Origin of the sequence: Mesorhizobium sp. LCM 4576, from assembly GCF_001854815.1 — a bacterium.
Taxonomy (GTDB): Bacteria; Pseudomonadota; Alphaproteobacteria; order Rhizobiales; family Rhizobiaceae; genus Mesorhizobium; species Mesorhizobium plurifarium.
In genome coordinates this window covers 48,813-71,669 of sequence record NZ_MDDT01000027.1, presented here as the reverse complement: position 1 = coordinate 71,669, position 22,857 = coordinate 48,813, and the positions used below count along the sequence as shown (strand labels likewise).

Annotated in this window: 22 protein-coding genes; 8 read left to right on the top strand and 14 right to left on the bottom strand. The window is 64.8% G+C overall.

What is annotated here, in order from left to right; all coding sequences use genetic code 11:
* Positions 1-14: 14 nt before the first annotated feature.
* Both LCM4576_RS18340 and LCM4576_RS18335 read right to left on the bottom strand, forming a co-directional pair.
* On the bottom strand, positions 15-2,486 hold the full coding sequence (locus LCM4576_RS18340; protein ID WP_071033615.1) for an EAL domain-containing protein: 2,472 nt from the start codon (positions 2,484-2,486) through the stop codon (positions 15-17).
* A gap of 162 nt (positions 2,487-2,648) precedes the next feature.
* Positions 2,649-3,689: an endonuclease/exonuclease/phosphatase family protein gene (locus tag LCM4576_RS18335; protein ID WP_071033613.1), complete on the bottom strand. Its 1,041-nt coding sequence runs from the start codon at positions 3,687-3,689 to the stop codon at positions 2,649-2,651.
* Positions 3,690-3,930: 241 nt separating this feature from the next.
* Between LCM4576_RS18335 and LCM4576_RS18330 the strand changes: the two genes are divergently transcribed.
* From LCM4576_RS18330 to LCM4576_RS18310, 5 genes are all read left to right on the top strand, one after another.
* On the top strand, positions 3,931-5,283 hold the full coding sequence (locus LCM4576_RS18330) for an extracellular solute-binding protein (protein ID WP_071033611.1): 1,353 nt from the start codon (positions 3,931-3,933) through the stop codon (positions 5,281-5,283).
* Between the two features lie 165 nt (positions 5,284-5,448).
* Complete coding sequence (locus LCM4576_RS18325) at positions 5,449-6,333, top strand: carbohydrate ABC transporter permease (protein ID WP_071033609.1); 885 nt, start codon at positions 5,449-5,451, stop codon at positions 6,331-6,333.
* An 8-nt stretch (positions 6,334-6,341) separates the two neighbouring features.
* Positions 6,342-7,256, top strand: coding sequence for an ABC transporter permease subunit (locus LCM4576_RS18320; RefSeq protein ID WP_071033608.1), 915 nt, complete (start codon positions 6,342-6,344; stop codon positions 7,254-7,256).
* A gap of 12 nt (positions 7,257-7,268) precedes the next feature.
* Complete coding sequence (gene ugpC, locus LCM4576_RS18315) at positions 7,269-8,369, top strand: sn-glycerol-3-phosphate ABC transporter ATP-binding protein UgpC (RefSeq protein ID WP_071033606.1); 1,101 nt, start codon at positions 7,269-7,271, stop codon at positions 8,367-8,369.
* Between the two features lie 45 nt (positions 8,370-8,414).
* Positions 8,415-9,212, top strand: a complete 798-nt coding sequence (locus LCM4576_RS18310; RefSeq protein WP_071033604.1) for a phosphodiesterase — start codon at positions 8,415-8,417, stop codon at positions 9,210-9,212.
* Between the two features lies 1 nt (position 9,213).
* Here LCM4576_RS18310 and LCM4576_RS18305 read toward each other — a convergent pair whose 3' ends face one another.
* The 5 genes from LCM4576_RS18305 to LCM4576_RS18285 form a co-directional block, all read right to left on the bottom strand.
* Positions 9,214-9,612, bottom strand: coding sequence for a type II toxin-antitoxin system VapC family toxin (locus tag LCM4576_RS18305; protein WP_071033602.1), 399 nt, complete (start codon positions 9,610-9,612; stop codon positions 9,214-9,216).
* The gene (locus LCM4576_RS18300; RefSeq protein WP_071033601.1) at positions 9,609-9,884 is read right to left on the bottom strand and encodes an AbrB/MazE/SpoVT family DNA-binding domain-containing protein; all 276 of its coding nucleotides are present in this window, start codon (positions 9,882-9,884) and stop codon (positions 9,609-9,611) included. The genes LCM4576_RS18305 and LCM4576_RS18300 overlap by 4 nt, the downstream gene beginning before the upstream one ends.
* A 57-nt stretch (positions 9,885-9,941) precedes the next feature.
* Entirely contained in the window at positions 9,942-11,024 is a 1,083-nt protein-coding gene (locus tag LCM4576_RS18295; protein WP_071033599.1) for an ABC transporter ATP-binding protein, read from the bottom strand.
* Positions 11,021-12,595 (bottom strand): iron ABC transporter permease, encoded by a 1,575-nt coding sequence (locus LCM4576_RS18290; protein ID WP_071033734.1) that lies wholly within the window; start codon positions 12,593-12,595, stop codon positions 11,021-11,023. Before LCM4576_RS18290 ends, LCM4576_RS18295 begins: the two co-directional genes overlap by 4 nt.
* A gap of 176 nt (positions 12,596-12,771) precedes the next feature.
* Complete coding sequence (locus tag LCM4576_RS18285; RefSeq protein WP_071033597.1) at positions 12,772-13,776, bottom strand: iron ABC transporter substrate-binding protein; 1,005 nt, start codon at positions 13,774-13,776, stop codon at positions 12,772-12,774.
* A gap of 206 nt (positions 13,777-13,982) precedes the next feature.
* On the opposite strand from LCM4576_RS18285, the gene LCM4576_RS18280 reads away from it, so the two are divergent.
* The 3 genes from LCM4576_RS18280 (at position 13,983) to LCM4576_RS18270 (ending at position 17,302) form a co-directional block, all read left to right on the top strand.
* The gene (locus LCM4576_RS18280; RefSeq protein ID WP_071033595.1) at positions 13,983-14,519 is read left to right on the top strand and encodes a sigma-70 family RNA polymerase sigma factor; all 537 of its coding nucleotides are present in this window, start codon (positions 13,983-13,985) and stop codon (positions 14,517-14,519) included.
* A gap of 1 nt (position 14,520) precedes the next feature.
* On the top strand, positions 14,521-15,159 hold the full coding sequence (locus tag LCM4576_RS18275; protein ID WP_071033593.1) for an NrsF family protein: 639 nt from the start codon (positions 14,521-14,523) through the stop codon (positions 15,157-15,159).
* 166 nt (positions 15,160-15,325) lie between these two features.
* Positions 15,326-17,302 carry a PAS domain S-box protein gene (locus LCM4576_RS18270; RefSeq protein WP_244510835.1) on the top strand — a complete coding sequence of 659 codons (1,977 nt, stop codon included), beginning with the start codon at positions 15,326-15,328 and terminating at the stop codon, positions 17,300-17,302.
* 30 nt (positions 17,303-17,332) lie between these two features.
* On the opposite strand, the gene LCM4576_RS18265 is transcribed toward LCM4576_RS18270, so the two are convergent.
* The 7 genes from LCM4576_RS18265 to LCM4576_RS18235 form a co-directional block, all read right to left on the bottom strand.
* On the bottom strand, positions 17,333-18,211 hold the full coding sequence (locus LCM4576_RS18265; RefSeq protein ID WP_071033591.1) for a 3-hydroxybutyryl-CoA dehydrogenase: 879 nt from the start codon (positions 18,209-18,211) through the stop codon (positions 17,333-17,335).
* A 196-nt stretch (positions 18,212-18,407) separates the two neighbouring features.
* Positions 18,408-19,337: an electron transfer flavoprotein subunit alpha/FixB family protein gene (locus LCM4576_RS18260; protein ID WP_071033589.1), complete on the bottom strand. Its 930-nt coding sequence runs from the start codon at positions 19,335-19,337 to the stop codon at positions 18,408-18,410.
* A 24-nt stretch (positions 19,338-19,361) separates the two neighbouring features.
* Positions 19,362-20,111 carry an electron transfer flavoprotein subunit beta/FixA family protein gene (locus LCM4576_RS18255; protein ID WP_071033587.1) on the bottom strand — a complete coding sequence of 250 codons (750 nt, stop codon included), beginning with the start codon at positions 20,109-20,111 and terminating at the stop codon, positions 19,362-19,364.
* A 162-nt stretch (positions 20,112-20,273) separates the two neighbouring features.
* Positions 20,274-21,077, bottom strand: a complete 804-nt coding sequence (locus tag LCM4576_RS18250) for a rhomboid family intramembrane serine protease (protein ID WP_071033585.1) — start codon at positions 21,075-21,077, stop codon at positions 20,274-20,276.
* 21 nt (positions 21,078-21,098) lie between these two features.
* Positions 21,099-21,680: a cob(I)yrinic acid a,c-diamide adenosyltransferase gene (locus LCM4576_RS18245; RefSeq protein WP_071033583.1), complete on the bottom strand. Its 582-nt coding sequence runs from the start codon at positions 21,678-21,680 to the stop codon at positions 21,099-21,101.
* Between the two features lie 79 nt (positions 21,681-21,759).
* Positions 21,760-21,951, bottom strand: a complete 192-nt coding sequence (locus tag LCM4576_RS18240) for a twin transmembrane helix small protein (protein WP_040989242.1) — start codon at positions 21,949-21,951, stop codon at positions 21,760-21,762.
* Positions 21,952-21,976: 25 nt separating this feature from the next.
* Positions 21,977-22,843, bottom strand: coding sequence for an SDR family oxidoreductase (locus tag LCM4576_RS18235; RefSeq protein WP_083361423.1), 867 nt, complete (start codon positions 22,841-22,843; stop codon positions 21,977-21,979).
* Positions 22,844-22,857 lie beyond the last annotated feature (14 nt).

Genomic DNA, 22,857 nt, shown 5'->3' with positions numbered 1-22,857 from the left:
TTTCCTGGAATTGTTTAGGCTGAACGCGCGGCCGCGGCCGGCTGCAGCATCAGGATGCTGCCACTGCGGACGTTTTCGACCTTGGCGGTTGCCTCGACGACGACGTCTTCCATGATGCTGTCATCTGCCGCCCGAACACCCGTCAGCTCACCGAACGCCTCGATCGGGCCGGGCCTGCCCAGAAAATATCCCTGACCGATGTCGCAATCCTCGGCGTCGAGGAAGCGCAGTTCGTCCAGCGTCTCGACGCCTTCGGCCAGAACCGGYAGGCCGAGGCCGCGTCCGAGGCCAAGCACGGCGCGCACGATGGTCGCGACCTGGCCGTTGCGGTCGACCGACTTGATGAAGGAGCCGTCGATCTTGATCTTGTYGAAGGGGAAGGCGCGCAGGTTGGACAGCGAGGAATAGCCGGTTCCGAAATCGTCCATCGCCACGCGCACGCCGAGCGCCTTGATCTGACGCAAGGTGGCCAGCGCGCGCGRCATGTCCTTCACCAGCGCCGTCTCGGTGATCTCGAGCTCGAGCCTGCCCGCCATCAGGCCGGTACGCAGCAGCACCTCATGYACCTTGCGACTGAAATCGGGATTGTGGAGCTGCACCGCCGAGACGTTGACGGCAATCGTCAGCGGGTTCTTCCACGTCGCAGCCTCCTTGCAGGCGGTCGCCAGCACCCACTCGCCGATCTGGGCGATCGAACCGCTGTCCTCGGCCACGGGGATGAACACCGAAGGCGAAACCTCGCCGCGTTCGGGATGCTGCCAGCGCAGCAAGGCTTCGAAGCCGACCATCCTGCCGCTGCTGATTTCCTTCTGCGGCTGGTAGACGAGCCGGAATTCGCCGCGCGCCACGGCCTGGCGCAGATCCTGCTCCAGGCTGCGCCGGTCGCGTGCCTCGGCGCCCATCGAGGCCTCGAAATAGCGGAAAGTATCCTTGCCTTCGGCCTTGGCGCGATAGAGCGCAGTGTCGGCATGGCTGACCAGCGCCGCCTGCTCGTCGGCGTCGAGCGGATAGAGCGCGATGCCGATGCTGGCCGACACCATGCCGCCGGGCGACAGCCGGTTTTCCTGGCGCAGCGCCGAAAGCACGGCTTCGGCGATGCGGCCGGCCGCCTGCGGATCGGGAAGGTTAGGGGCGATGATGGCGAATTCGTCGCCGCCGAGCCGGGCCAGCATCTGGCCGTGGCGCAGCACGCTGGAGGCGCAGTGCGCCACCTTCTGCAGCACGGCGTCGCCGGCGGCGTGACCGAACAGGTCGTTCACTTCCTTGAACCTGTCGAGGTCGAGCAGCATGAGCGCCAGCTGGCCGCCTTTGCCGCCTTCAGCTGACGCGGCGATCTCGGCTTCCAGGCGGCTGGTGAAGCTGCGGCGATTGGCCAGTCCGGTGAGCGGGTCGTAATGCGCAAGCCGCATGATCTCCTGCTCGGCCTTCCTGCGTTCGCGTATGTCGCGCACGGCCACGACCAGATGCCCCTTGCCGCAATAGTCGATGCTCCTGGCGATCAGCTCCACCGGCATCCGGCTATCGTCCTGACTGCGGAGGTCGGCTTCCTGCGCCTGTCCGTTACCGGCGGCGATAGCCGACGCAATCCGCTCGCCGAACAGGTCGCCCAGCGTCATCGTGTTCAGCGTGCCGGCGGCGATGCCGCTCAGCGCAGCGATGCTGTCATTGGCGCTGACGATGCGGTTGCCGTCGCAGACGATGAGGCCTTCGACAGCGGCATTGGCGAGGCCATGCATGCGTTCCGCCTCGACCCTGTGACGGCGGAAGCGCAGATCGATCCATAGCGCCGTGGCCGCCAGCACCAGGATGACGAGGCTTGYCGTGGCGGCGGCGAAGGCCTGCGACATCGGCGCTATCGTGAATTTCGAGATCTCGATCGATGAATCCGGATAGATCGATACGGCGGCCATGGCGATGAAATGCAGCGTGCAGATCGCCAGCGTCAGCAGGACGGCGCCGAAGACCGTCGCCAGGGTCGATGGCCRGCGAAGCACGACAAGCAGCGAGAGCGCGGCAAGCACTACGCCCGAAACCAGCGAGGCGGSGACCAGCAGCTGGTTCCAGCCGATCCGGCCTTCGACCTCGAAAGCCGCCATGCCGGTATAGTGCATCGCCGCGATGCCGATGCCGAGCACGGCGCCACCGACGAGATAGTGGTCGATGCCGCCGCGCACGGTCGCAATCMACATGCCGGCGGCCGTCAGCAGAACGGAAACCGCCAGCGAAGCGACCGAGAGCTCCGCGTTGTAGGCGTTGGGTATCCCCGGCGTGAAGGCGATCATGGCGATGAAATGCGTCGCCCAGATGCCGAACCCGGTCGAGGCTGCCGCAATCAGCAGCCACGCATAACGGTTCCGGCTGGTGGATTGCACGACATGGCGGAGCAGATTGACAGCGGCGAAACAGGAAATTCCACAAATGAGCGCCGCGAGCGCGACCAGTCTGAGATCGTGCTCGTTCACGATACAATTATAGACGGTCAGCATCTTCCTTCACCTGATCTTCCCGCATCAATCAAGGCAACGGGATTGATTAGGGCCGGACGCCTGAAGAATCGATTATGCCRCCCGCAACCAATGCGTGCGTCCCAGGTTGTACCTCCGGACGGATAGAGCGGCTCGCTCCGTGCTGCATCCGTCCGAACGCCGTCACCTCACCCGCACCGTCACCACCAGCGCCTCGTGGTCGGCGCTCGGGCTGCCGTCCGGCAGCACCGCCGGCAGCGTCGCCGGCGCGCTTGCCGAAAGGCCGCGGATAAAGAACCAGTCGATGTGGCCGGCAGGTGTGGCGTCGCCTGCCACGCGCCGCTGGGTCGGCTTGTCGAACGCGTTGGCATCGCGCCAGTCGTAGCCGCGTTCAGCCATGATCGCGAAGAGGGGCTCGTGGCGATCGGGGCACATCAGCCGGTCGGGTTCGGCGGCAATGCGGGCCCGCCATGCGGCCGGATCGGCGTGACGCTCTTCATAGGTGGCGGTCAGCGTGTTGAAATCGCCGCCGATCAGCACCGGCGCTTCCGCATCATATCTGTCGATGGCATCGAGCAGATGGCGCGTCTGGTCGGCGCGGCCGGCGGGATTGGTGCGGTTCTCGAGATGCACCGAAACGACGGTGACCCGGCGCTCGCCGACCATCACCTGGCCGCCGAGCGCCATGCGGCCGCCGACGCGCGGCTGGCCGTGCTCCGGCAGGAACCAGGCGCCGGCCGCGTCCAGGCGAACGAGAAACGGCCGCAGCAGCGGGACGGCGCTGGTTATGGCGTTGCCGTGGAAGCCCTCGATGTTCTCGGCGCCGCCATTTGCCGCCTGCTCGGCCTCATTGCCGGTGCCGAGTTCCAGGAACTCGACGCCATAGGCATAGGAATGGCCCAGACGATCGGCAAGCCGGCTCAAAAGATGGCCGTTGCCGGAGCGCGCCATGCCTTTGTCGACTTCGGACAGCAGCACGACGTGCGGCGCCTGGCCGGCGATCGTTGCGGCGACGGCATCGACGTGACGCAGCCGCTCGACGTTCCAGGCCATCACCGTCAGGCTCTCGCCGGCGCTCCCGCGCGACGCCTGGCCGCCGATCTCGATCTCGCCGAGGGCCGGAACGGCGGCGGCGTGGCGCAGATGGGTGGCGCTGTCGCGCGGGCCGTCCCGCATCGCGTTGCGGGCGGTGACGGGCACGTGCGTGAGCTGCGGGACCAGCATGTCTCTTCTCATCCAGTTAGCCAGTTAACGACGTAGGTCTTTTCGCCGCTTCGAGGCGCCCTAGCTTCCTAGAGCGCCGATGTGACGTTTTCATGCCGGCGCGGCCGCTGCCAGGGGAGGAGAGACTGGCTGTCCACAGGGCCTTCGGGCCCACAACAGAACTGTCACATACCTTCTCTATGAGAGCGGGCAAGGACTTGCRCAAAAACCCTTGTCACACTGCCACTCAAGAGGGAAAACCATGACGATCATCAAGCGGGGCTTCACTGCCCTTGCCGCCGGCGCGCTCAGCACCGCGCTCGCGGTTCCTGCTTTCGCGGAGCCGGTCAAATTCGATTTCTGGTTCGGTCTTTCGGGCGATCTCGCCCGCGTCGTCGACACKCTGTGCAAGAACTTCAACGATTCCCAGAAGGACTACGAGGTCGTCTGCACCAGCCAAGGCAATTACGACGCCACGCTGCAGAACACGATCGCCGCCTTCCGCGCCGGCAAGCAGCCCACCGTCGTCCAGGTCTATGACGTGGGCACCGCCACCATGATGTTGTCGGGCGCCTACAAGCCCGCCGACAAGCTGATGGAGGAGAACGGCTACAAGATCGACTACAGCGACTATTTCCCCGGCATCGCCCGCTACTACGCGACGTCGAAGGGCGAGATGCTGTCCTTCCCGTTCAACTCGTCGACGGCGCTGATGTACTGGAACAAGGACGCCTTCGCCAAGATCGGCAAGACCGAGGCGCCGAAGACCTGGGAAGATGTCGGCGCCGACCTGAAGGCACTGAAGGACGCCGGCTATGATTGCCCGATGGYGATCAACATCTCGGCCAACGAGAGCTGGCAGCTGATGGAGCAGTTCTCGGYGCTGCACAACCAGYCGGTCRCCACCAAGAACAACGGCTATGACGGTCTCGACGCGCGTCTGGAAGTCAACAAGACCAAGTTCGTCCAATACGTCACCGACTTGAAGAAGTGGTATGACGCGGGCCTGATCAAGATCAAGTCGAAGGATCTCGGTCAGGACATGGTACAGGCCTTCGCGACCGGCACCTGCCAGGTCATCCTGACCTCTGTCGGCGATCACGGCACGGTCGGCCGCACCCAGAAGGAAGGCATGAACTGGGACGTCGCCGAGCTGCCGGTCTATGCCGGCACCGAGCGCAAGAACTCGCTGGTCGGCGGCGCTTCGCTGTGGGTGCTGTCGGGCAAGTCGGACGCCGAATACAAGGGCGCGGCCGCGTTCCTCAACTTCATCCACGACCCCAAGACCGCTTTGTTCTGGTCGACCAACACCGGCTATATCCCGGTGACGAAGTCGGGCTTCGATTTCATGAAGTCCAACGGCTTCTACGACAAGGCGCCTTATAAGGGCCGTGAAGTGGYGATCGAGAGCCTGACCGCGTCGGAGCCGACCGAGATCACCCGTGGTGTGCGCCTCGGCAACTTCACCCAGATCCGCGCCGAATTCGGCACGCAGATGCAGGCGATCTTCGCCAACAAGGTCAGCGTGCAGGAAGGCCTCGACACGCTGGTCAAGAACGGCGACGCCATCCTAGAGCGCTTCCAGCAGACCTATCCGGGTAAGACCCTGCCCTGATCCCGGATAGCGGAACGGCCGCCCGTCGAACCTCGACGGGCGGCCATTTCATATGGTTTTGATTCCACGCATGTCTTTGTCCCGAAACCGGTTCCCACTTTCGGGAGACATGCTCTAATCTGTCCCGCGAAGGCGGGCTGATGGTTCCACTGCATCGGCGGATCGATGGAAAAACGCGTCACTTTCGGCAGATGGACGATCGGCATCCTGTTCGCGGTGCCGCAACTGTTCCTGATCTTCACCCTCTTCTACTGGCCGGCCGGCCAGGCGGTCTACTGGTCGCTGACGCTGCAGCAGCCCTGGGGCGGCGGCAACATCTGGGTCGGGCTCGACAATTTCCGTTCGATCCTCGCCAACGCCGACTACTGGAACTCCATCACCGCCAGCATGATCTTCGCCGGCATCAGCACGGGCCTGGCGATGGTCATCGCGCTGGTGCTCGCCGCCCTAACCGACCGGCAGCTTGCCGGCTCATGGCTCTACCGCGTCGTTCTGATCTGGCCCTACGGCATCGCCGCGCCGGCTCTGGCGCTGGCGTTTCGCTTCATCCTGGCGCCGGAGGCCGGCTTCATGGCTGTCGTCAACAAATTCTGGCCGGGCCTCTGGGATCCCGGCCTCGACGGCGCCGACGCGATGGCCTCGATCATCATCGCCTTTTCCTGGAAATATGTCGGCTATAATTTCATCTTCTTCCTCGCCGCCTTCCAGGCGATCCCGCGTTCGCTGATCGAGGCGGCTGCGATGGATGGCTCCGGCGTCATCCGGCGCTTCTGGGACATCCAGTTCCCGCTGATCACGCCGACCATTTTTTTCCTGCTGGTCATCAACATCACCGAGAGCTTTCAGGATTCCTTCGGCATCGTCGACATCATGACCGCCGGCGGACCGGCCAACGCCACCAATCTGATGGTCTACAAGATCTATTCCGACGRCTTCAAAGGCCTGGATTACTCAGGGGCCGCCGCGCAGAGCATCATCCTGATGCTGCTCATCGTCGCGCTTACCATCGTCCAGTTCCGCTTCATCGAGCGGCGYGTGCATTATCGTTGAGGCGGGCCATGGTCGAGCGCACCCCGATCCTCAATTTCTTCACGCATCTCATCCTGTTCGCCGGCTTCGTGTTCTGCGTGGCGCCGTTCGTCATTGTGGCGATCGCCGCCTCGCACAATCTGAAGGACGTCAACGACGTGCCGATGTCGCTGCTGYCGGGCAGCGATTTCTGGGTCAACATCAAGACGGCGTGGACGACCGCCGATCTCGGCCCGAAGCTCTTCAACTCCTTCATCATGGCATTCGGCGTTGCCGCCGGCAWAGTGATCATCTCGGCGCTGACGGCCTTCTCGATCGTCTATTTCCGCTATCCTGGCCGCATGCTGATCTTCTGGCTGATCTTCATCACGCTGATGTTGCCGCTCGAAGTGCGCATCGTGCCGACCTATGCGGTGGTCGCCAATGTGCTCGAGCCTTACCAGACGATCATGGACCTGACAGGGCTGTCCTGGCTGATCGAGAAGGTTTCCGGCGTTCAGGTCCAGCTCAGCCTCGGGCTGCTCAATTCCTATAGCGGCCTGATCCTGCCGCTGATCGCGACCGCCACCGGCACCTTCCTCTACCGCCAGTTCTTCCTGACCGTGCCGGACGAATTGACCGAGGCCGCGCGCATGGACGGCGCCGGCGCGTTGCGCTTCTTCGTCGATATCCTGTTGCCGCTGTCGCGCAACAACATGGCGGCACTGGGCACCATCATGTTCCTGTGGGCCTGGAACCAGTATCTGTGGCCGCTGCTTATCACCACCGATCAGTCGCATGCGATGGCGGTGACCGAGCTGAAGCAGCTCATCCCCAATGTCGGCGGCGCGCCGGAATGGCATATCGCCATGGCCGGCACGCTTATCATCATGCTGCCGCCGCTCTTCGTGGTGGTCTTGATGCAGCGCTGGTTCGTGCGCGGCCTGATCGCCACCGAAAAATAAGGGAGACGGAAAATGGCCTCCATCACTATTCGCGGCGTCAAGAAGAACTACGTCAAGACGCAGGTCGTGCACGKCGTCGACCTCGACTTCGCCTCGGGCGAATTCGTCGTCATCCTGGGGCCGTCGGGCTGCGGCAAGTCCACGCTGCTCAGGATGATCGCCGGGCTGGAAGAGATTTCCGACGGCACGATCGCGATCGACAACACGGTCGTCAACAAGCTCGAACCGCGCGAGCGCGGCTGCGCCATGGTGTTCCAGAACTATGCGCTTTACCCGCATATGAGCGTGGCGCAGAACATCGGCTATTCGCTGAAGGTGGCAGGCGTTCCGTCGGCCGAACGCGCCCAGCGCATCCAGGCGGTGGCGCGCGTCCTGGAGCTGGAGCACCTGCTCGACCGCAAGCCGATGGCGCTCTCCGGCGGCCAGCGCCAGCGCGTCGCCATGGGCCGCGCCATGATCCGCGAGCCGAAAGTGTTCCTTTTCGACGAACCGCTCTCCAACCTCGACGCCAAGCTGCGCGTGCAGATGCGCTCCGAGATCCGCAAGCTGCACCGGCGTCTCAGCGCCACCTCGGTCTTCGTCACGCATGACCAGGTCGAGGCGATGACGCTGGCCGACCGGCTGGTGGTGATGAATGGCGGCCGCRTCGAGCAGGTCGGCACGCCGGCGGAAGTCTACAGCCGGCCGGCAAGCCGCTTCGTCGCCACCTTCGTCGGCGCGCCGGCGATGAACATGCTGGAAGGCACCGTCACGCTCGATGGGCTGTCGCTRCTCGGCGACAGCCGCAAGCTCAACGTGTCGCGCACGGGCCTGCCCGTCGGCGCGAAAGTCGCGGTCGGYATCCGGCCGGAGGCGGTGCGCATGGTGGCGCCGGGCACGCCCGGAGCGCTGGCGGCGAGCGTCGACCTCATCGAGGAATTGGGCGCCGGCCGGGTCATCTATGTCGATCTCGACGGCGCGCCGTTCTCTATCGTGACGTCGGAGACCGTCCATCCCGAACCGGGCAGCACGGTCGGCCTGCAGTTCGCAGAGGCGGACCTGCATTTCTTCTCCTCGGAGACAGGCGGCAGGCTCGACGTGTTCAAGGCCTCGCTGCCGGAGCCGGCGCTGTAGGCGATCCTTCCCGCGATTTCGAAAGAACTGATTGAGGGTTCACGCATGAAAATAATCCAGGTCACCGACGTCCATCTCGGTCGTCGGCGCGAGATGCGCTATGGCGCAAATCTGAATGAGCGTCTCGATCGATGCATCGATCATATCAATCAACGTCACGGCGATGCGACGCTCTGCATCTTCACGGGCGACCTGACCGATGACGGAGAGGCCGAGAGCTATGCCGACCTGAAGGCGGCGCTGAGCCGACTCACAGTGCCCTACCGGCTGCTGCCCGGAAACCACGACCGGCGCGCCAACCTCATCGCCGCCTTCCCGGAAAACGGAACCGACAGCAACGGCTTCGCGCAGTCGGTTTTCGATACGCCGGAAGGGCGGCTTGTTTTCCTCGACAGCCTGGCGGAAGGYCGCGTGACGGGCGAGTTGTGCGACAGCCGGCTTGGCTGGCTCGACGCACGGCTTGGCGAGGCGGYGGGCAAGGCGGCTTATATTTTCCTGCATCATCCGCCGGTTGAGCTCGGGCTGACGCTGCTCGACCCGCTCGGCCTCGAACAGCCGCAGCGGCTCATCGATGTGCTGACCCGCCATGGCAATGTCCGCTACATCTTCTTCGGTCATGTCCACCGCGACATCGCCGGCACCGTCGCCGGCATTCCGTTCTCGGTGCAGCGCGGCCTGCATGCCCGCTTCATGCTCGACCTCGTCGGCGACGAAATGGTCGAACAGGCGCCGCCCGCCTATTCGATCATCCTGATCGACGGCGCCCGCGTCGTCATCCACAGCCACGATTTCCTGGAGCAATGGCCGCTCTGGTCACCGGCGACGGGGCAGCGGGTGCGGTAGATCACCCGAGCAGCAGTGTCGGCGTTCCCTGTCCCTCGACCAGCTTTACCGCTTTCCTGTCGAAGGACACGAAGGTTTCGCCACCGAGCCACTGACCGTCGAACGCGATCACGCCATCGGCGAAATCGCCACCGGCGTCGAGCACGGCCAGGCCCGCCTCGATCGTCGGTCGGTTGGCTACGACGTTGCGCATGTCGAGGATGCGGCGGATCGAGGCGGATATATCGGGCCGTGCGACCCGGTAACTTCTGTCCAGCACCCAGACAAACTCGCAGAGCGCTTGAACGCTGATCGCGACCAGTTCGGCTTCTTCCAGGGTCGCGGCTGCTGTCCRCTGCTGCGCTTCGTCGTCGCCGATGACAAGGCGCAACAGCACGTTGGTGTCGAGGCTGACCTTCACTTGCGCTCGAGTCCACGCATCCCGCTCGAAGCGCYGGCGTCGGCGATCGCATCGTTGATCTCCTCGATCGACAGCCGTGCGCCGTTCGTCTTGCCCTTGAGCATCCCGCTCAGCTCCTGCCAGGAGCCCTTGCCCTGATCGGCTTTCAGTTCCGCCCGTCCACCGGGCAGAAGATCGAGCCGGATCTTGTCGCCGGGCTGGATGCCGAGGTGCTTGAGCACGTCCTTCCGGAAGGTGACCTGGCCCCTCGCGGTAACCGTCAATGTCGTCATGATGTGCCTCCGAGTTTCCAAAAATAATGCAAAATTGCATTATTTTCAAGTTAGAGGCTAAACGAACACATGCGCCTTGCCGGTGACGGTGAGGYGCACGATCTCGCCGACAGCCGGGGCGTCCATGCCTGTCCTGCGCAGGATGAGCGGCGCGTTGCCGATGGCCRCCGCATCGGGCGGATCCGGGCTGTTGAGCAGCCGCACCGCGACGGTGCAGACCGAGCCGGCGAACTCGCAGTCCGTCACTTCGCCGAACAGCATGTCCGGCGTGCCCGACATGYCTTCGCGCGAGGTGAGCTTGAGCAGGATTTGCTCGGGCCTGAGCATGATGCGCGCGACATCGCGCCGTTCGTTCGTGTCGACCGCGATGCGGCCGAGCCGTGACACGGCGAAGCCGTCGGCGATCCTGGCGGGCACGATGATGGCGTCGCCGAGGAACTCGGCGACCATCCTGTCCCGCGGCTTAAAATAGAGCTCGCGCGGCGTGCCGACCTGCGAGAACAGGCCGTCGCGCATCACCGCCACCTGGCTGGCGAAGGACAGCGCCTCGGCCTGGTCGTGCGTGACCAGGATGGTGGTGATGCCCGCCTCCTCCAGAAGCTCGGCCACCGCCTTGCGCATCGAGGCGCGAAGCCCGGTGTCGAGGGCCGAGAACGGCTCGTCGAGCAGCATCAGCCTCGGCTTCATCGCCATGGCGCGGGCAAGCGCGACGCGCTGCTGCTGGCCGCCGGAAAGCTCATGCGGCCGACGTTTCAGGACCGCCTTGTCCAATCCGACGATGTAGGCGAGCTCGACGATATGTTCGGCCCGGTTGCCGGCATTCCGCGCGATGCCGAAACCGATATTGTCGGCGATGCTGAGATGCGGGAAGAGGGCGCCATCCTGGGCGACCACGCCGATGCCGCGGCGATGCGCCGGCACGGCGGCGCCGCCATTGGCCAGCACCTTGCCGTCGAGCGCGATGCGGCCGCGGTCCGGCGCCTCGAAGCCGGCGATCAGCCTGAGCAAGGTGGTCTTGCCGCAGCCGGACGGGCCGACGATGGCTGTGCGGCTGCCGCTTTCGACTTTCAGGTCGACGCCGGCGAGCGCCGTCACCGGGCCGTAGCTTTTCGCGACGCCGCTGAGTTCGAGGAAGCTCATCGTCCGGCCATCCGCTTCGACTGGATGTAGAGCCACCAGGTCATCGGCAGCGACATCGCCACCATGATCAGCGCGTAAGGGGCAGCGGAGGCGTAGTCGATCTCGCCGCTATAGGACCAGAAAGCCATCGCCAGCGTGCGGGTGCCGTTGGGCGCCAGCATCTGGGTGGCGGTGAGCTCGTTGGTGATGCCGAGCGCCACCATGGCCATGCCGGCCGCGGCGCCCGGCGCCGACAGACGGACGGTGGTCGACCACAACGCCTTGACCGGCGGCCGGCCGAGGCTGGAGGCGGCGCGCTCCAGTTCCACCGGCGCCTGCGCGATCGAGGCGCGCAGGCTTATCAGCGCGCGCGGCAGGAACATCAGCGCGTAACCGAACAGGATGGTGAACAGTGTCTGGTAGAGCGGCAGCGCGACGCGCACGGTGATGGTCACCAGCGCCAGCGCGATGACCACGCCCGGCAAGGCGCCGACGATGTAATTGCAGCTCTCGAGCAGGCGTTGCAGCCGCCCCGGGGCGCGGATCGAGATCCAGGCCATCGGCATGGCGGCAATCGTTGCAAGCACCGCGCCGGCGATGGCAAGGAACAGCGTCTGGCCGAGCGCCAGGCCGATCTCGTCCCACCGCCAGACGTCGGTGCCGCCAGCGAGCAGCCAGCGGCCTATGGTGACGAAGGGCACACCGAGCGACAGCAGCGCGACGCCGGCGGGCAAAAGCAGGCATGGCAAGGTGGCGCGGCCGAGGCGAGCGCGTYGTTGCTTGCGCGCGGCGCCGGAACCGACGCGGGCATAGCGCTCCTCGCCGCGTATCATCACTTCGAGGACGAGCAGGAAAAGGCAGCAGACCACCAGCACGGCGGCCAGCATGTTGGCGGCCGGACCGTTGAAGGTCGACTGGAATTGGTCGACGATCGCGGTGGTGAACGTGTCGAAACGGATGAAGACATAGAGACCGTACTCGGCCAAGAGATGCAGGCCGACCAGCAACGAGCCGCCGCAGATGGCGAGCCTCAGTTGCGGCAGCACGACGCGCGCGAAAACCCGCCACGGGCCAAGACCGAGTGCCGCCGCGGCATCCTCCAGCGCCGGGTCGAGGCGGCGCAACGCGGCGGCGATCGGCAGATAGAGGAACGGGAAATAGGCGATGACGGAGACCAGCACGCCGGCCCAGAGCCCGTGCAGGCCCGGAACGAAGCTGATCCAGGCATAGGAGTGCACGAAAGCGGGGATGGCGAGYGGCGCGACCGACAGCCACGACCAAAGCCGATTGCCCGGCAGGTCGCTGCGCTCGGTCAGCCAGGCCAGYGCCACCGACAGCGCGATGGCGATCGGCACGGTGACGATGACGAGGAGTCCGGTGTTGACCAGCAGTTCGCCGACGCGCGGACGGAAGATCAGCGCCACCACCGTATCCAAGCCGGTCTGGATCGCGATCCAGACGATGAAGGCGAGTGGCAACAGCGCGATGAGCGAGATCAGAGCCGCGGCGAGCGTGATCCATGACATGGACCGGCGCTTCTTCATCGCGCCCACCGGCAACCTTGCCGGGGTCATGTCGATCGCCGACTGCATCAGGCGCGCTGCCATGTCGCCGGCGCCGCATGGCGGAAGCGATCTGATACGCCGCGCAAGCGGCTCGAGGCGCAGCCGATCGTCATTCGACGAAGCGATCTCCAAACAAAAACGCTCCCGCGGAAGGCGAATTGCCGCGGGAGCACGGTCGTTCGCCCTTTTAGGACGAACGCGAACTAAAGCAAGCCGGCTTGCGTCATCAGGTCGATGACCTTCTTGGAATTCAGCGTCGCCGGATCGACTTTCGGCGCCTGCAGATCGGCCAGCGGCACCAGCTTCGGGTTGGACTGGGCATCCTTGCCGACCGCATATTCATACGAGGTCCCGGTCTTCAGCACGTCCTGGCCGCCCTTGCCGGTCACCCACTTCAGGAAGGCCTGGGCTTCCTTGGGATGCTTGCTCGATGCCAGCACGCCGCCGCCCGAAACCGAAACGAACGCGCCCGGATCCTGGTTCTTGAAATAGTGCAGGCCGACATTCTTGCTGTTCTCGCCGGTCTTGGCCTGATCGCCGAACCAATAATAGTGGTAGATCACGCCGCCATCGATCTCGCCGGCATTGACCGCCTTCATCACCGTCGAGTTGCCCTTGTAGGCTGTGAAGTTCTCCTTCATCGCCTTCAGYCAGCCGGCGGTGGCAGCCTCGCCCTTGATCTGCAGCAGCGCGCTGACGATGGCCTGGAAATCGGCGCCCGACGGCGATGCGGCCCAGCGGCCTTTCCAGCTCGGATCGGCGAGATCGAGCAGCGACTTCGGCAACTGGTCTTCCTTGAGCTTGTCCTTGTTATAGGCGAAGACGGTGCTGCGGGCGGYGACGCCGACCCACTTCCCGCTCGAGGGCTGGTATTCCTGCGGAACCTGGGCGAGGGTCTCGGCGTCGACCGGCGCGAACAGGCCCGCAGCCTCGACCAGCGCCATGGCCGGAGAATTCTCCGTCAAGAAGACGTCGGCCGGCGAGGCCGCGCCCTCGGCGACGATCTGGTTGGAGAAATCGCTGTCGCCGCCGTTGCGCAGCGTGACCTTGATGCCGGTTTCCTTGGTGAAGCCTTTCGCCCATTCCTTGGCCAGGCTCTCATGCTGGGCATTGTAGACGACGATGCCTTGATCCTCGGCCATGGCCGGGCCGGCGATCAGGCCGAGCGCCAGCACGGCGCCGGCAAGCGTGGAAAGGGCAATTTTCATGGGCATCGTCCTTAAAACTGGAGACAGGGGTTCGAACATGGCTGCTCCTATCAATACCTGATTGTTGTAGTCAACATTGTGACCCTGCTTCAATCGGTCGCCGCGCCGCAAACTTTCGTGATTTTGCGGCAGTTTGGCTTGGACATTATTTCGCCGGCCACGTAACAAACCAGGGCCGAAGCACGAAAATCGGGGGAGTGGACTCTGTGACCGGCAAGGACGAGGCCGAGCTCTCCGGGCTGTTCAGGGCTGCGATCGCGGGCGATGAAAGGGCGTATGCCGACTTTCTGCACCGGATTGCCGCTCTCGTTCGCGRCTTTGTCCGGCGCAAGATCGTACAKGGCGGGGTCGACCCCGAGGATGTCGTGCAGGAAACCTTGCTGGCAATTCACGTCAAACGGCATACTTGGYGCGAGGATGCGCCGGTCTTGCCGTGGGTCTACGCAATTGCCCGCTTCAAGCTGATCGACGCTTTCCGCCGGCGCGGACGGCGTATCGAGGTCGAGATCGATGAGATCGCCGAAACCTTCGCGGAACCGGAGGCGGAAACGGTGAGCGAGCGCGACATCAACCGGGCGCTCGACGGGCTGCCGCCGGCGCAGCGCTCGGTGGTGTCGTCGATCTCGGTCGACGGCCATTCGATCGGCGAGACGGCGAGCAAGCTCGGGATCAGCGAGACGGYGGTGCGCGTCTCGCTGCATCGCGGTCTCGCCGCGATCGCCAAACGGTTTGGACGACAGTRACATGAGGACAGAGGATCTCATCAAGGCGCTCGACGCCGATGCCCGGGACAAGGCGATGCCGCTCGGCAAGGCCTGGTGGCTGGCGGTCGGCGTGGCCGTAGCGATCGCCGCGGTGGTCTTCTTTGCGACCATCGGGCCGCGCCCCGACATCATGCCCGCCATGCATACGATGCGCTTCATGTCGAAATTCGTGTTTACGCTGGTGCTCGCGGCCAGCGCTTTCGCGCTGATTCGCGCGCTGTCGGTGCCGGGCGCTTCGACCGGGCGGAGGATGGCCTGGATGCTCGCCGCGCCGCTTCTGGTCGTGCTGGCTGTGGTTCTGGAGCTCTTCGTCGTGCCCGAGGCCGATTGGGGCAAGCGGCTTATCGGCTCCAACATGATGATCTGCATGAGCTTCATCCCGCTGATCGGCATCGGTCCGCTGGCGGTTTTCCTCGGCATGCTGCGCTACGGCGCGCCGACGCGGCCGGTGCTGGCGGGCGCGGTGGCCGGYCTGCTCGCGGGCGGGCTCGCGGCAACCTTCTATGCCGCGCATTGCTTCGACGATTCGCCGCTCTTCGTCRCCACCTGGTATACGGTCGCCATCGCTTTCCTCACGCTGCTCGGCGCCATTGGCGGCCGGCTCTTCGTGCGCTGGTAGCCGCCGCACCCTGATCCTTTGATGCTGTTTGGAAACAGTACCTTAATCATGCCGGCAATTGTTTGYCGGTTAGCGGAGCGATGGCCGCCGTCCACGCAACCATTCCTTAAAACCGATCCGCCAGGGTTATGGCAACGTGCAGTTGCGTGTTGGGTGGGATCGCATCGTGGCGTGGTTGAACTGGAAAGGTCCGCGGGCCGGCAAGCGTGCCGTGTTCGCGTTCATGGCAGGGGGACTGGTTGCCCTGGCCGCATCGGTCTTGCTGYCGGCGCTGGGGCTCGGTGAAGAGGCGCTGAAAGTCTGCCTGCAGATATCCGTCGCCATCACGGCCGTGACGCTGTTTTTCTCGGGATTGTTCATTCGCAGGATCATCGACGACGGTCGGCAGATCGCCGAAAGCGAACAGCGCTTTCGTCGCGCCATGGAGGATTCGGCGATCGGCGTCGCCATTGTCGGCCTCGACGGGCGCATCGTTCAGGCCAATCCTGCCTTCGCCGATATGCTCGGCTACACACGCCCGGAGATCGAGGCGCTGACTTTCCTCCAGATCACGCATCCCGACGATCTGCAGATCGGCCGCGAGACGATGATGAGCCTGAAGGAAGGCAAGATCCACTCGTTCCACTTCGAGAAGCGGTATCTGCGCAAGGACGGCACTCCGGTCTGGGCGCAGCTTGCCGGCTCGGTCATTCGAGAAGAGGAGACAGGCCGTCCGCTCTATCTCGTGTCGCAGATCGAGGACATAGACGCCCGTAAGCAGGCCGAGGCGCGCATCGCCGAGGCGGAGACGCGCTGGAATTTCGCGCTGACCAGCGCCGGGCAAGGTATGTGGAGCCTCGACATGCGCAAGGGCGRCACGACCTATTCCGAAACCTGGGTCAAGATGCTGGGCTATGCCGATGGTGAACTCGACGGCGACCCCGACCGCTGGCTGACGATGATCCATCCGGACGACCGCGAAATCGTCGCCGAAGCGGATCGCGCGCATCTTGACGGCGAGACGCCCTTCTTCGAGGCCGAGTTCCGGAYGCGGCACAAGGACGGCCATTGGGTCTGGATCCTTGACCGCGGCAAGGCGATCGAGCGCGACGCGCAGGGCCGGCTCGTCCGGGCCATCGGCAGCCTGACCGACATCACGGAGCGCAAGYAGGCCGAAGAACGGCTCAAGGTTTCCGCGGCCATGCTGGCCGACGAGAAGGAGAGACTCCGTGTGACGCTGCAGTCGATAGGCGACGCGGTGATCTGCACCGATGCCGCCAACCGCATCACCTTCATGAACCCGATCGCCGAAAAGCTTACCGGCGTCGATGTCGGCGAGGCCATGGGCAAGGTGCTCGGCCATGTCTATTGGGCGGTCGATGAGGAGAGCGGGCACAGGATCGGGCTTTCGCGCCCTCCGGCGGGCGAGCGGCCGCATTGCGACCAGAACACGCGAGCGGTCCTGGTGCGGCGCGACGACACGCGCTGCAGCATCCGCCAGGTGGTGTCGCCGATCATGAACGACCGCGAGGAGTTCTGCGGCCTGGTCATCGTCTTCCAGGATTTCACCGACGCACGCGCGCTGCAGCGCCAACTGGCCTATGCCGCCGCACATGACGCGCTGACCGGGCTCGCCAACCGTTCGAGCTTCATCCGCACCATGGAGGAGTTTGTCGACCAGTGCCGCCTCAATGGCGGCGAGCACCAGTTCATGTTCGTCGACCTCGACCACTTCAAGGCGGTCAACGACACCGGCGGCCATGCCGCCGGCGATGCGCTGCTCAAGCGCGTGGCCGACACCCTTCGCAATGTGCTTGGTCCGGAAGACATCGTCGCGCGGCTCGGYGGCGACGAGTTCGCCGTCCTTCTCAAATCGGGCGCCGGGGAGCGCGGGCCGGTCGCGGCGCGCTCGATCATCGATGCGATCCGTAATCTCAATTTCAGCTGGGACGGGCGCCCGCATTCGATCGGCGCCAGCATCGGGCTCGCGCCGATCCGCGCCGGCTGCGGCGAGGTCGACGAGATCATCGCCCGGGCCGACGCCGCCTGCTACGCCGCCAAGGCGGCCGGCCGCGGCTGCGTTTCCGCCGCTCCGGACGAAGCTTCGCCTGACGAGGTTTCGAAAGACGGCGTCACGTCGTTGCCGCTCGCAGCGGCGTCCTGAATCGTTGCGAAGACGCTCAATCGGAAAAGATCAGCGCGTCGGCACCGGATGATCGCCGCGATAGTCGTAGAAGCCACGGCTGGTCTTGCGGCCGAGCCAACCGGCCTCGACATATTTCACCAGCAGCGGGCAGGGGCGGTATTTCGAATCCGACAGRCCCTCATGCAGAACCTGCATGATCGACAGGCAGGTGTCGAGGCCGATGAAATCGGCAAGCTGCAGCGGCCCCATCGGATGGTTGRCTCCCAACCGCATGGCGGTGTCGATGGCATCGACCGTGCCGACACCTTCGTAGAGCGTGTAGATCGCCTCGTTGATCATCGGCAAAAGGATGCGGTTGACGATGAAGGCCGGGAAATCCTCCGAGACGGTGATCGTCTTGTCGAGGTGGTTCACATAGGTCTTGGCCGCCTCGAAGGTCTGATCCTCCGTGGCGATGCCGCGCACCAGCTCGACCAGCTTCATCACCGGCACCGGGTTCATGAAGTGGATGCCGATGAAGCGCTCGGGGCGGTCGGTCTGGGCGGCAAGCCGGGTGATYGAGATCGACGAGGTGTTGGTGGCGAGAATCGCTTCCGGATTGAGCTGCGGGCAGAGCTGCGCGTAGATCTTGCGCTTGACCGTCTCGTCTTCGGTCGCCGCTTCGATCACGAGGTCGGCGGCGGCGAGATCGGCCATGGCCGGGGCGGCGGAGATGCGCGCCATCGCTTCGTTGCGCGCCTTTTCCTCGAGCTTGCCGGAGCCGACCTGGCGGGCCATGTTKCCGCTGATGGTGGCGATACCCTTCTCGATCCGGTCGGCCGATATGTCGTGGATCAGGACCTTGTAGCCGCCCAGCGCCGAGACATGGGCGATACCGCCACCCATCTGGCCCGCGCCGACAATGCCGATCGTCTCGATCTTGCTCATGACCCCAATCCCGTCCGGAGCAATCCCGCTTCGTTGAAGCCGAACGCTCCTGCTTGTTTRTTCCTAGCAATTCCGATGCAAACCGCCGGAATGGCTCAGACCTTGGCGGCCTGCTTTTTGTGCAGTGCAAACTAAAAGGGCGGGGCGACTTCGTCTACCCCACCCTTCGGATTTTAATATGCCAGAACTGGCGGCGTCAAAGCGCCTTTTGCAGCTCCGGCAGGATGACGAAGAGATCGCCGACCAGGCCGTAGTCGGCAACCTGGAAGATCGGCGCTTCCTCGTCCTTGTTGATGGCGACGATAACCTTCGAGTCCTTCATGCCTGCGAGGTGCTGGATGGCGCCGGAGATGCCGACGGCGATGTAGAGATCGGGCGCGACCACCTTGCCGGTCTGGCCGACCTGCCAGTCATTCGGCGCGTAACCCGCGTCGACCGCGGCGCGCGAAGCGCCGACCGCGGCGCCGAGCTTGTCGGCGACCGGCAGGATCACCTCCTGGAACTTCTCCGAGGAGCCGAGCGCGCGGCCGCCGGAGATGATGATCTTGGCCGAGGTCAGCTCCGGACGGTCGTTCTCGGAGAGCTTGTTCTCGACGAAAGACGACAGGCCGGGGTTGGCGGCGGCGCCGACCGTCTCGACCGAGGCCGAACCGCCTTCGGGTGCTGCTGAGAAGGAAGCGGTGCGCACCGTGATGACCTTCTTGGCGTCGGTCGACTGCACGGTCTGGATGGCGTTTCCGGCATAGATCGGCCGCTTGAAGGTATCCGGCGAGACCACTTCGATGATTTCCGACACCTGCGCGACGTCGAGCAGGGCGGCGACGCGCGGGGCGATGTTCTTGCCGGCGGATGTAGCGGGCGCGATGATCGTGTCGTAGCCGCCTGCAAGCGAGACCACGAGAGCCGCCGTCGGCTCGGCGAGACGCTCGGCGAGCTCGTCGGCCTCGGCGAGCAGCACCTTACGGACACCTTTCAGCCTGGCGGCGGCGTCAGCCGCGCCCTTGGCGCCCTTGCCGGCCACCAGCACGTCGACTTCCGCGCCGATCTGGAGAGCGGCCGACAGCGCCTTGGCGGTCTGGTCGGAAAGGCTTGAATTGTCGTGTTCGGCGATGAGGAGAATTGCCATTTTCTTTGTCCTTTCCCGATCGCTTCAGAGCACGCCGGCTTCGTTCTTGAGCTTCTCGACGAGCTCGGCCACCGACTTCACCTTGACGCCCGCCTTGCGGCCGCCCGGCTCCTCGGTCTTGATCACCTTGAGGCGCGGCTTGACGTCGGCGCCGTAGTCGGCCGGGCTCTTCTCGTCGAGCGGCTTCTTCTTGGCCTTCATGATGTTGGGCAGCGAGGCATAGCGCGGCTGGTTGAGGCGAAGGTCGGCGGTGACGATCACCGGCATCTTCAATTCGACCGTCTGCAGGCCGCCGTCGACCTCGCGCGTCACCTTGGCCTTGTCGCCGGCGAGCTCAACCTTGGAGGCGAAGGTGCCCTGGGCCCAGCCGAGGAGTGCGGCCAGCATCTGGCCGGTCTGGTTCGAATCGTCGTCGATCGCCTGCTTGCCGAGGATGACGAGGCCCGGCTTCTCCGCTTCGACCACGCCCTTCAGCACCTTGGCGACGCCGAGCGGCTCGGTCTGTTCGTCGGTCTTGACCAGGATGGCGCGGTCGGCGCCCATGGCGAGCGCGGTGCGGAGCGTCTCCTGCGCCTGCTGCGGGCCGATCGACACCACGATGATCTCTTCCGCCTTGCCGGCTTCCTTGATGCGGATCGCTTCCTCGACCGCGATCTCGTCGAACGGGTTCATCGCCATCTTGACGTTGGCAAGCTCGACGCCCAGTCCATCGGCTTTCACCCGGACCTTGACGTTGGCGTCCACAACCCGCTTCACGGGCACAAGGATCTTCATTTTCCTGTCACCTCTCCTGAGATAGTCGGGGCGCTATAGCAGCGTGCGCCCTGTCAGAGTTGTCGAAAGCCGACATTACGGGCGGAATATCCGCCCAGCGGTGCCGTTTCCGTAGTGGCGGCAAACCGGCGCGTCAATATCCCACGACACACCCAAATCGGTTCAGTCCCGRGGCGTCGCTGCTCCACRGCCCCATTGCGAGGCCGGCTGCGCCGGATCGCCGCCCGCCGGCTCGACGGGGAGGGGCGGCTGCTGGATGTTGGGCGTCGGGTCCGGCTCGCCGTCGGCGCCGGCCAGCAGCGGCACGCCGCGGCTGCGCAGCACCAGCACCAGGATCGATCCGGCGATGATGCCGCCGATATGGCAGGCCCAGGAGATCTGGTCCTCGCCGCCCGCGGCGAACATCACGATCTGGAACAGGATCCACAGGATCAGCGGAATGAAAGCCGGGATGCGCAACGGAATGCGGGCAAAGGCCAGCACCCAGACTTTCACCCGGGGATAGAGGATCAGATAGGCGGCGACGACGCCGGCAATGGCGCCAGAGGCGCCGATCAGCGGCACCTGTGAATCCCAGCCCACCAATCCCTGGACGAACGCGCCCGCCGCCGCGCAGGCGAGGTAGAAGATCAGATAGCGTATGTGGCCGAGCGCATCCTCGACATTGTCGCCGAACACCCAGAGGAACAGCATGTTGCCGCCGAGATGGAAGATGTCGGCATGCAGGAAGGAATAGGTGAGGTAGCTGAGGCTTTCGGGAATGACGACGAATTCAGGCGATAGCTCGACCTTGTCGTGGACCACTGAGGGGATGAAGCCCRGGCCGAGGACCGCGGCATTGGYGAAGTTCTCGCCGCCAAGCGTGGTCGCCAGATAGACCAGCACATTCGCCACGATCAGGCCGATGGTGACATATTGCAGCCGGATGTGGCGCAGCCTGTTGGTGTCGTAGAGCGGGATGAACATCGGACCCTCCCGCCTCCGGATTCAGCGGTTCTTGCCGGGAACCCATAGCACGTCGGCCTTTCCATTGTCATTGACCGCACGGGCGGCGACGAACAGGAAATCCGAGACGCGGTTGATGTATTTGAGCGCCTCGCGGTTGACGTGCTCGGCCGGATCCTGCGCCAGCGCCACCATGAGGCGCTCCGCGCGGCGCGCTACGGTGCGGGCCAGATGGAGCGCGGCGGCCGCGGGCGTGCCGCCATTCAGGACGAACGATTTCAGCGGCTGCAGCTCCTTATTGAGCGCATCGATGTCCTGCTCGACGCGATCGGTCTGGGCGGCGACGATGCGCAGCGGCTCGTATTCGAGGGGCTTGCYATCGTCCGGCACGGCGAGGTCGCCTCCGAGATCGAAAAGGTCGTTCTGGATGCGCGACARCATGGCGTCGATCGCGGGATGTTCGGCGGCGGTGTGGATGCGGGCCAGGCCGATGCAGGCGTTGGTCTCGTCGACGGTGCCGTAGGCGTCGACGCGCAGGTCCGATTTCAGCCGCCGCTCCCCGCTGCCGAGCCCTGTCGTGCCGTCGTCGCCGGTGCGGGTSTAGATCTTGTTGAGCTTGACCATGCCGTCCCCCTTTAAGCGATTTGACGCAATTCCGGACGGAAAACCGTGTCACACTTTTCCTGGAATTGCTGAGACCCCGCTATTTGCGCGTGAAATAGACCACCAGCAACAACAACGCTAAGGCGAGGGCCTGCAGCATGATGCGCGCCTGCATCAGCTTGTTCGAGGTGATGCCCGAGCCACCGCGCATCATGTTGATCAGGCCGCGGACCAGCACGATCACCACGGCGGCCATCGCGACGATGGCGAGGATCTTCAAGGCGATAAGCATCTGGCTGGCTCCGGTTCAGGTTCGGTCAGGYGCGCCTGGCGAGCACGCGGTAGAGCAGGGACGCCGGCAGGATGCGCTTCAGYGCCACGCCGATCCTGGCCGGCAGCGTTACCACATAATGCGGACGCGGGCGCTGTGACAGAAGCGCGTGGCGCAGCGCCTTGTGCACGATCTCCGGCCCGGGCTTCAGCTTCGACACGCTGCCGCCGGCCTGAAGCCGGGCGAGCTGCGCCTGATAGTCGGCGCGGTGGACGGAATTCTCGACATCGATATTTTTCAGGAACCAGGTGAGGCCGTTGCTGGCGATCTTCGATGTCACCGGTCCCGGCTCGATCAGYGAGAGGTGGATGCCGCTGCCTTCGAGCTCTTGGCGCATGCACAGCATCAGGCCTTCGATGGCGTGCTTGGAGGCCGAATAGGCGCCCCTGAAGCGGACCGGCGCCAGCCCGAGGATCGAGGAGCAATGGACGAGGCGGCCGTGGCCCTGGCGGCGCATGACCGGCACGATGCGCCGGGTCAGATCATGCCAGCCGAAGAAATTGGCCTCGAACTGCTCGCGAAGCGCCGCGACGGCCAAGTCCTCGACGGCGCCGGGCTGGGCGTAGGCGCCGTTGTTGAAGAGCGCGTCAAGCGTGCCGCCGGTGCGCTCCAGCACCGCATCGACAAGCGCCGCGATCGATTGGGGTTCCCGATAGTCGAGATAGAAGGCTTCCAGTCCGTCGGCCTCGAGCGCGGCGATATCGTCCGGCTTGCGCGCCGTGGCGAAGACCCGCCAGCCTTCCGCTTTCAACGCCCGCGCGCAATAGGCGCCGATGCCGGAGGAAGCCCCGGTGACGATGACGGTGCGCAACTCTTCGGCGGCGGGGCGCGTTATGGGACCTGGGGTTGCCATTTGCCGCAATCACT

Bases quoted from the DNA above. Each gene is read 5' to 3' on its own strand.
- LCM4576_RS18240 (WP_040989242.1), bottom strand. From the start codon at position 21,951: ATGCTTATCGCCTTGAAGATCCTCGCCATCGTCGCGATGGCCGCCGTG.
- LCM4576_RS18335 (WP_071033613.1), bottom strand. From the start codon at position 3,689: ATGCTGGTCCCGCAGCTCACGCACGTGCCCGTCACCGCCCGCAACGCG.
- LCM4576_RS18255 (WP_071033587.1), bottom strand. From the start codon at position 20,111: ATGAAGATCCTTGTGCCCGTGAAGCGGGTTGTGGACGCCAACGTCAAG.
- LCM4576_RS18260 (WP_071033589.1), bottom strand. From the start codon at position 19,337: ATGGCAATTCTCCTCATCGCCGAACACGACAATTCAAGCCTTTCCGAC.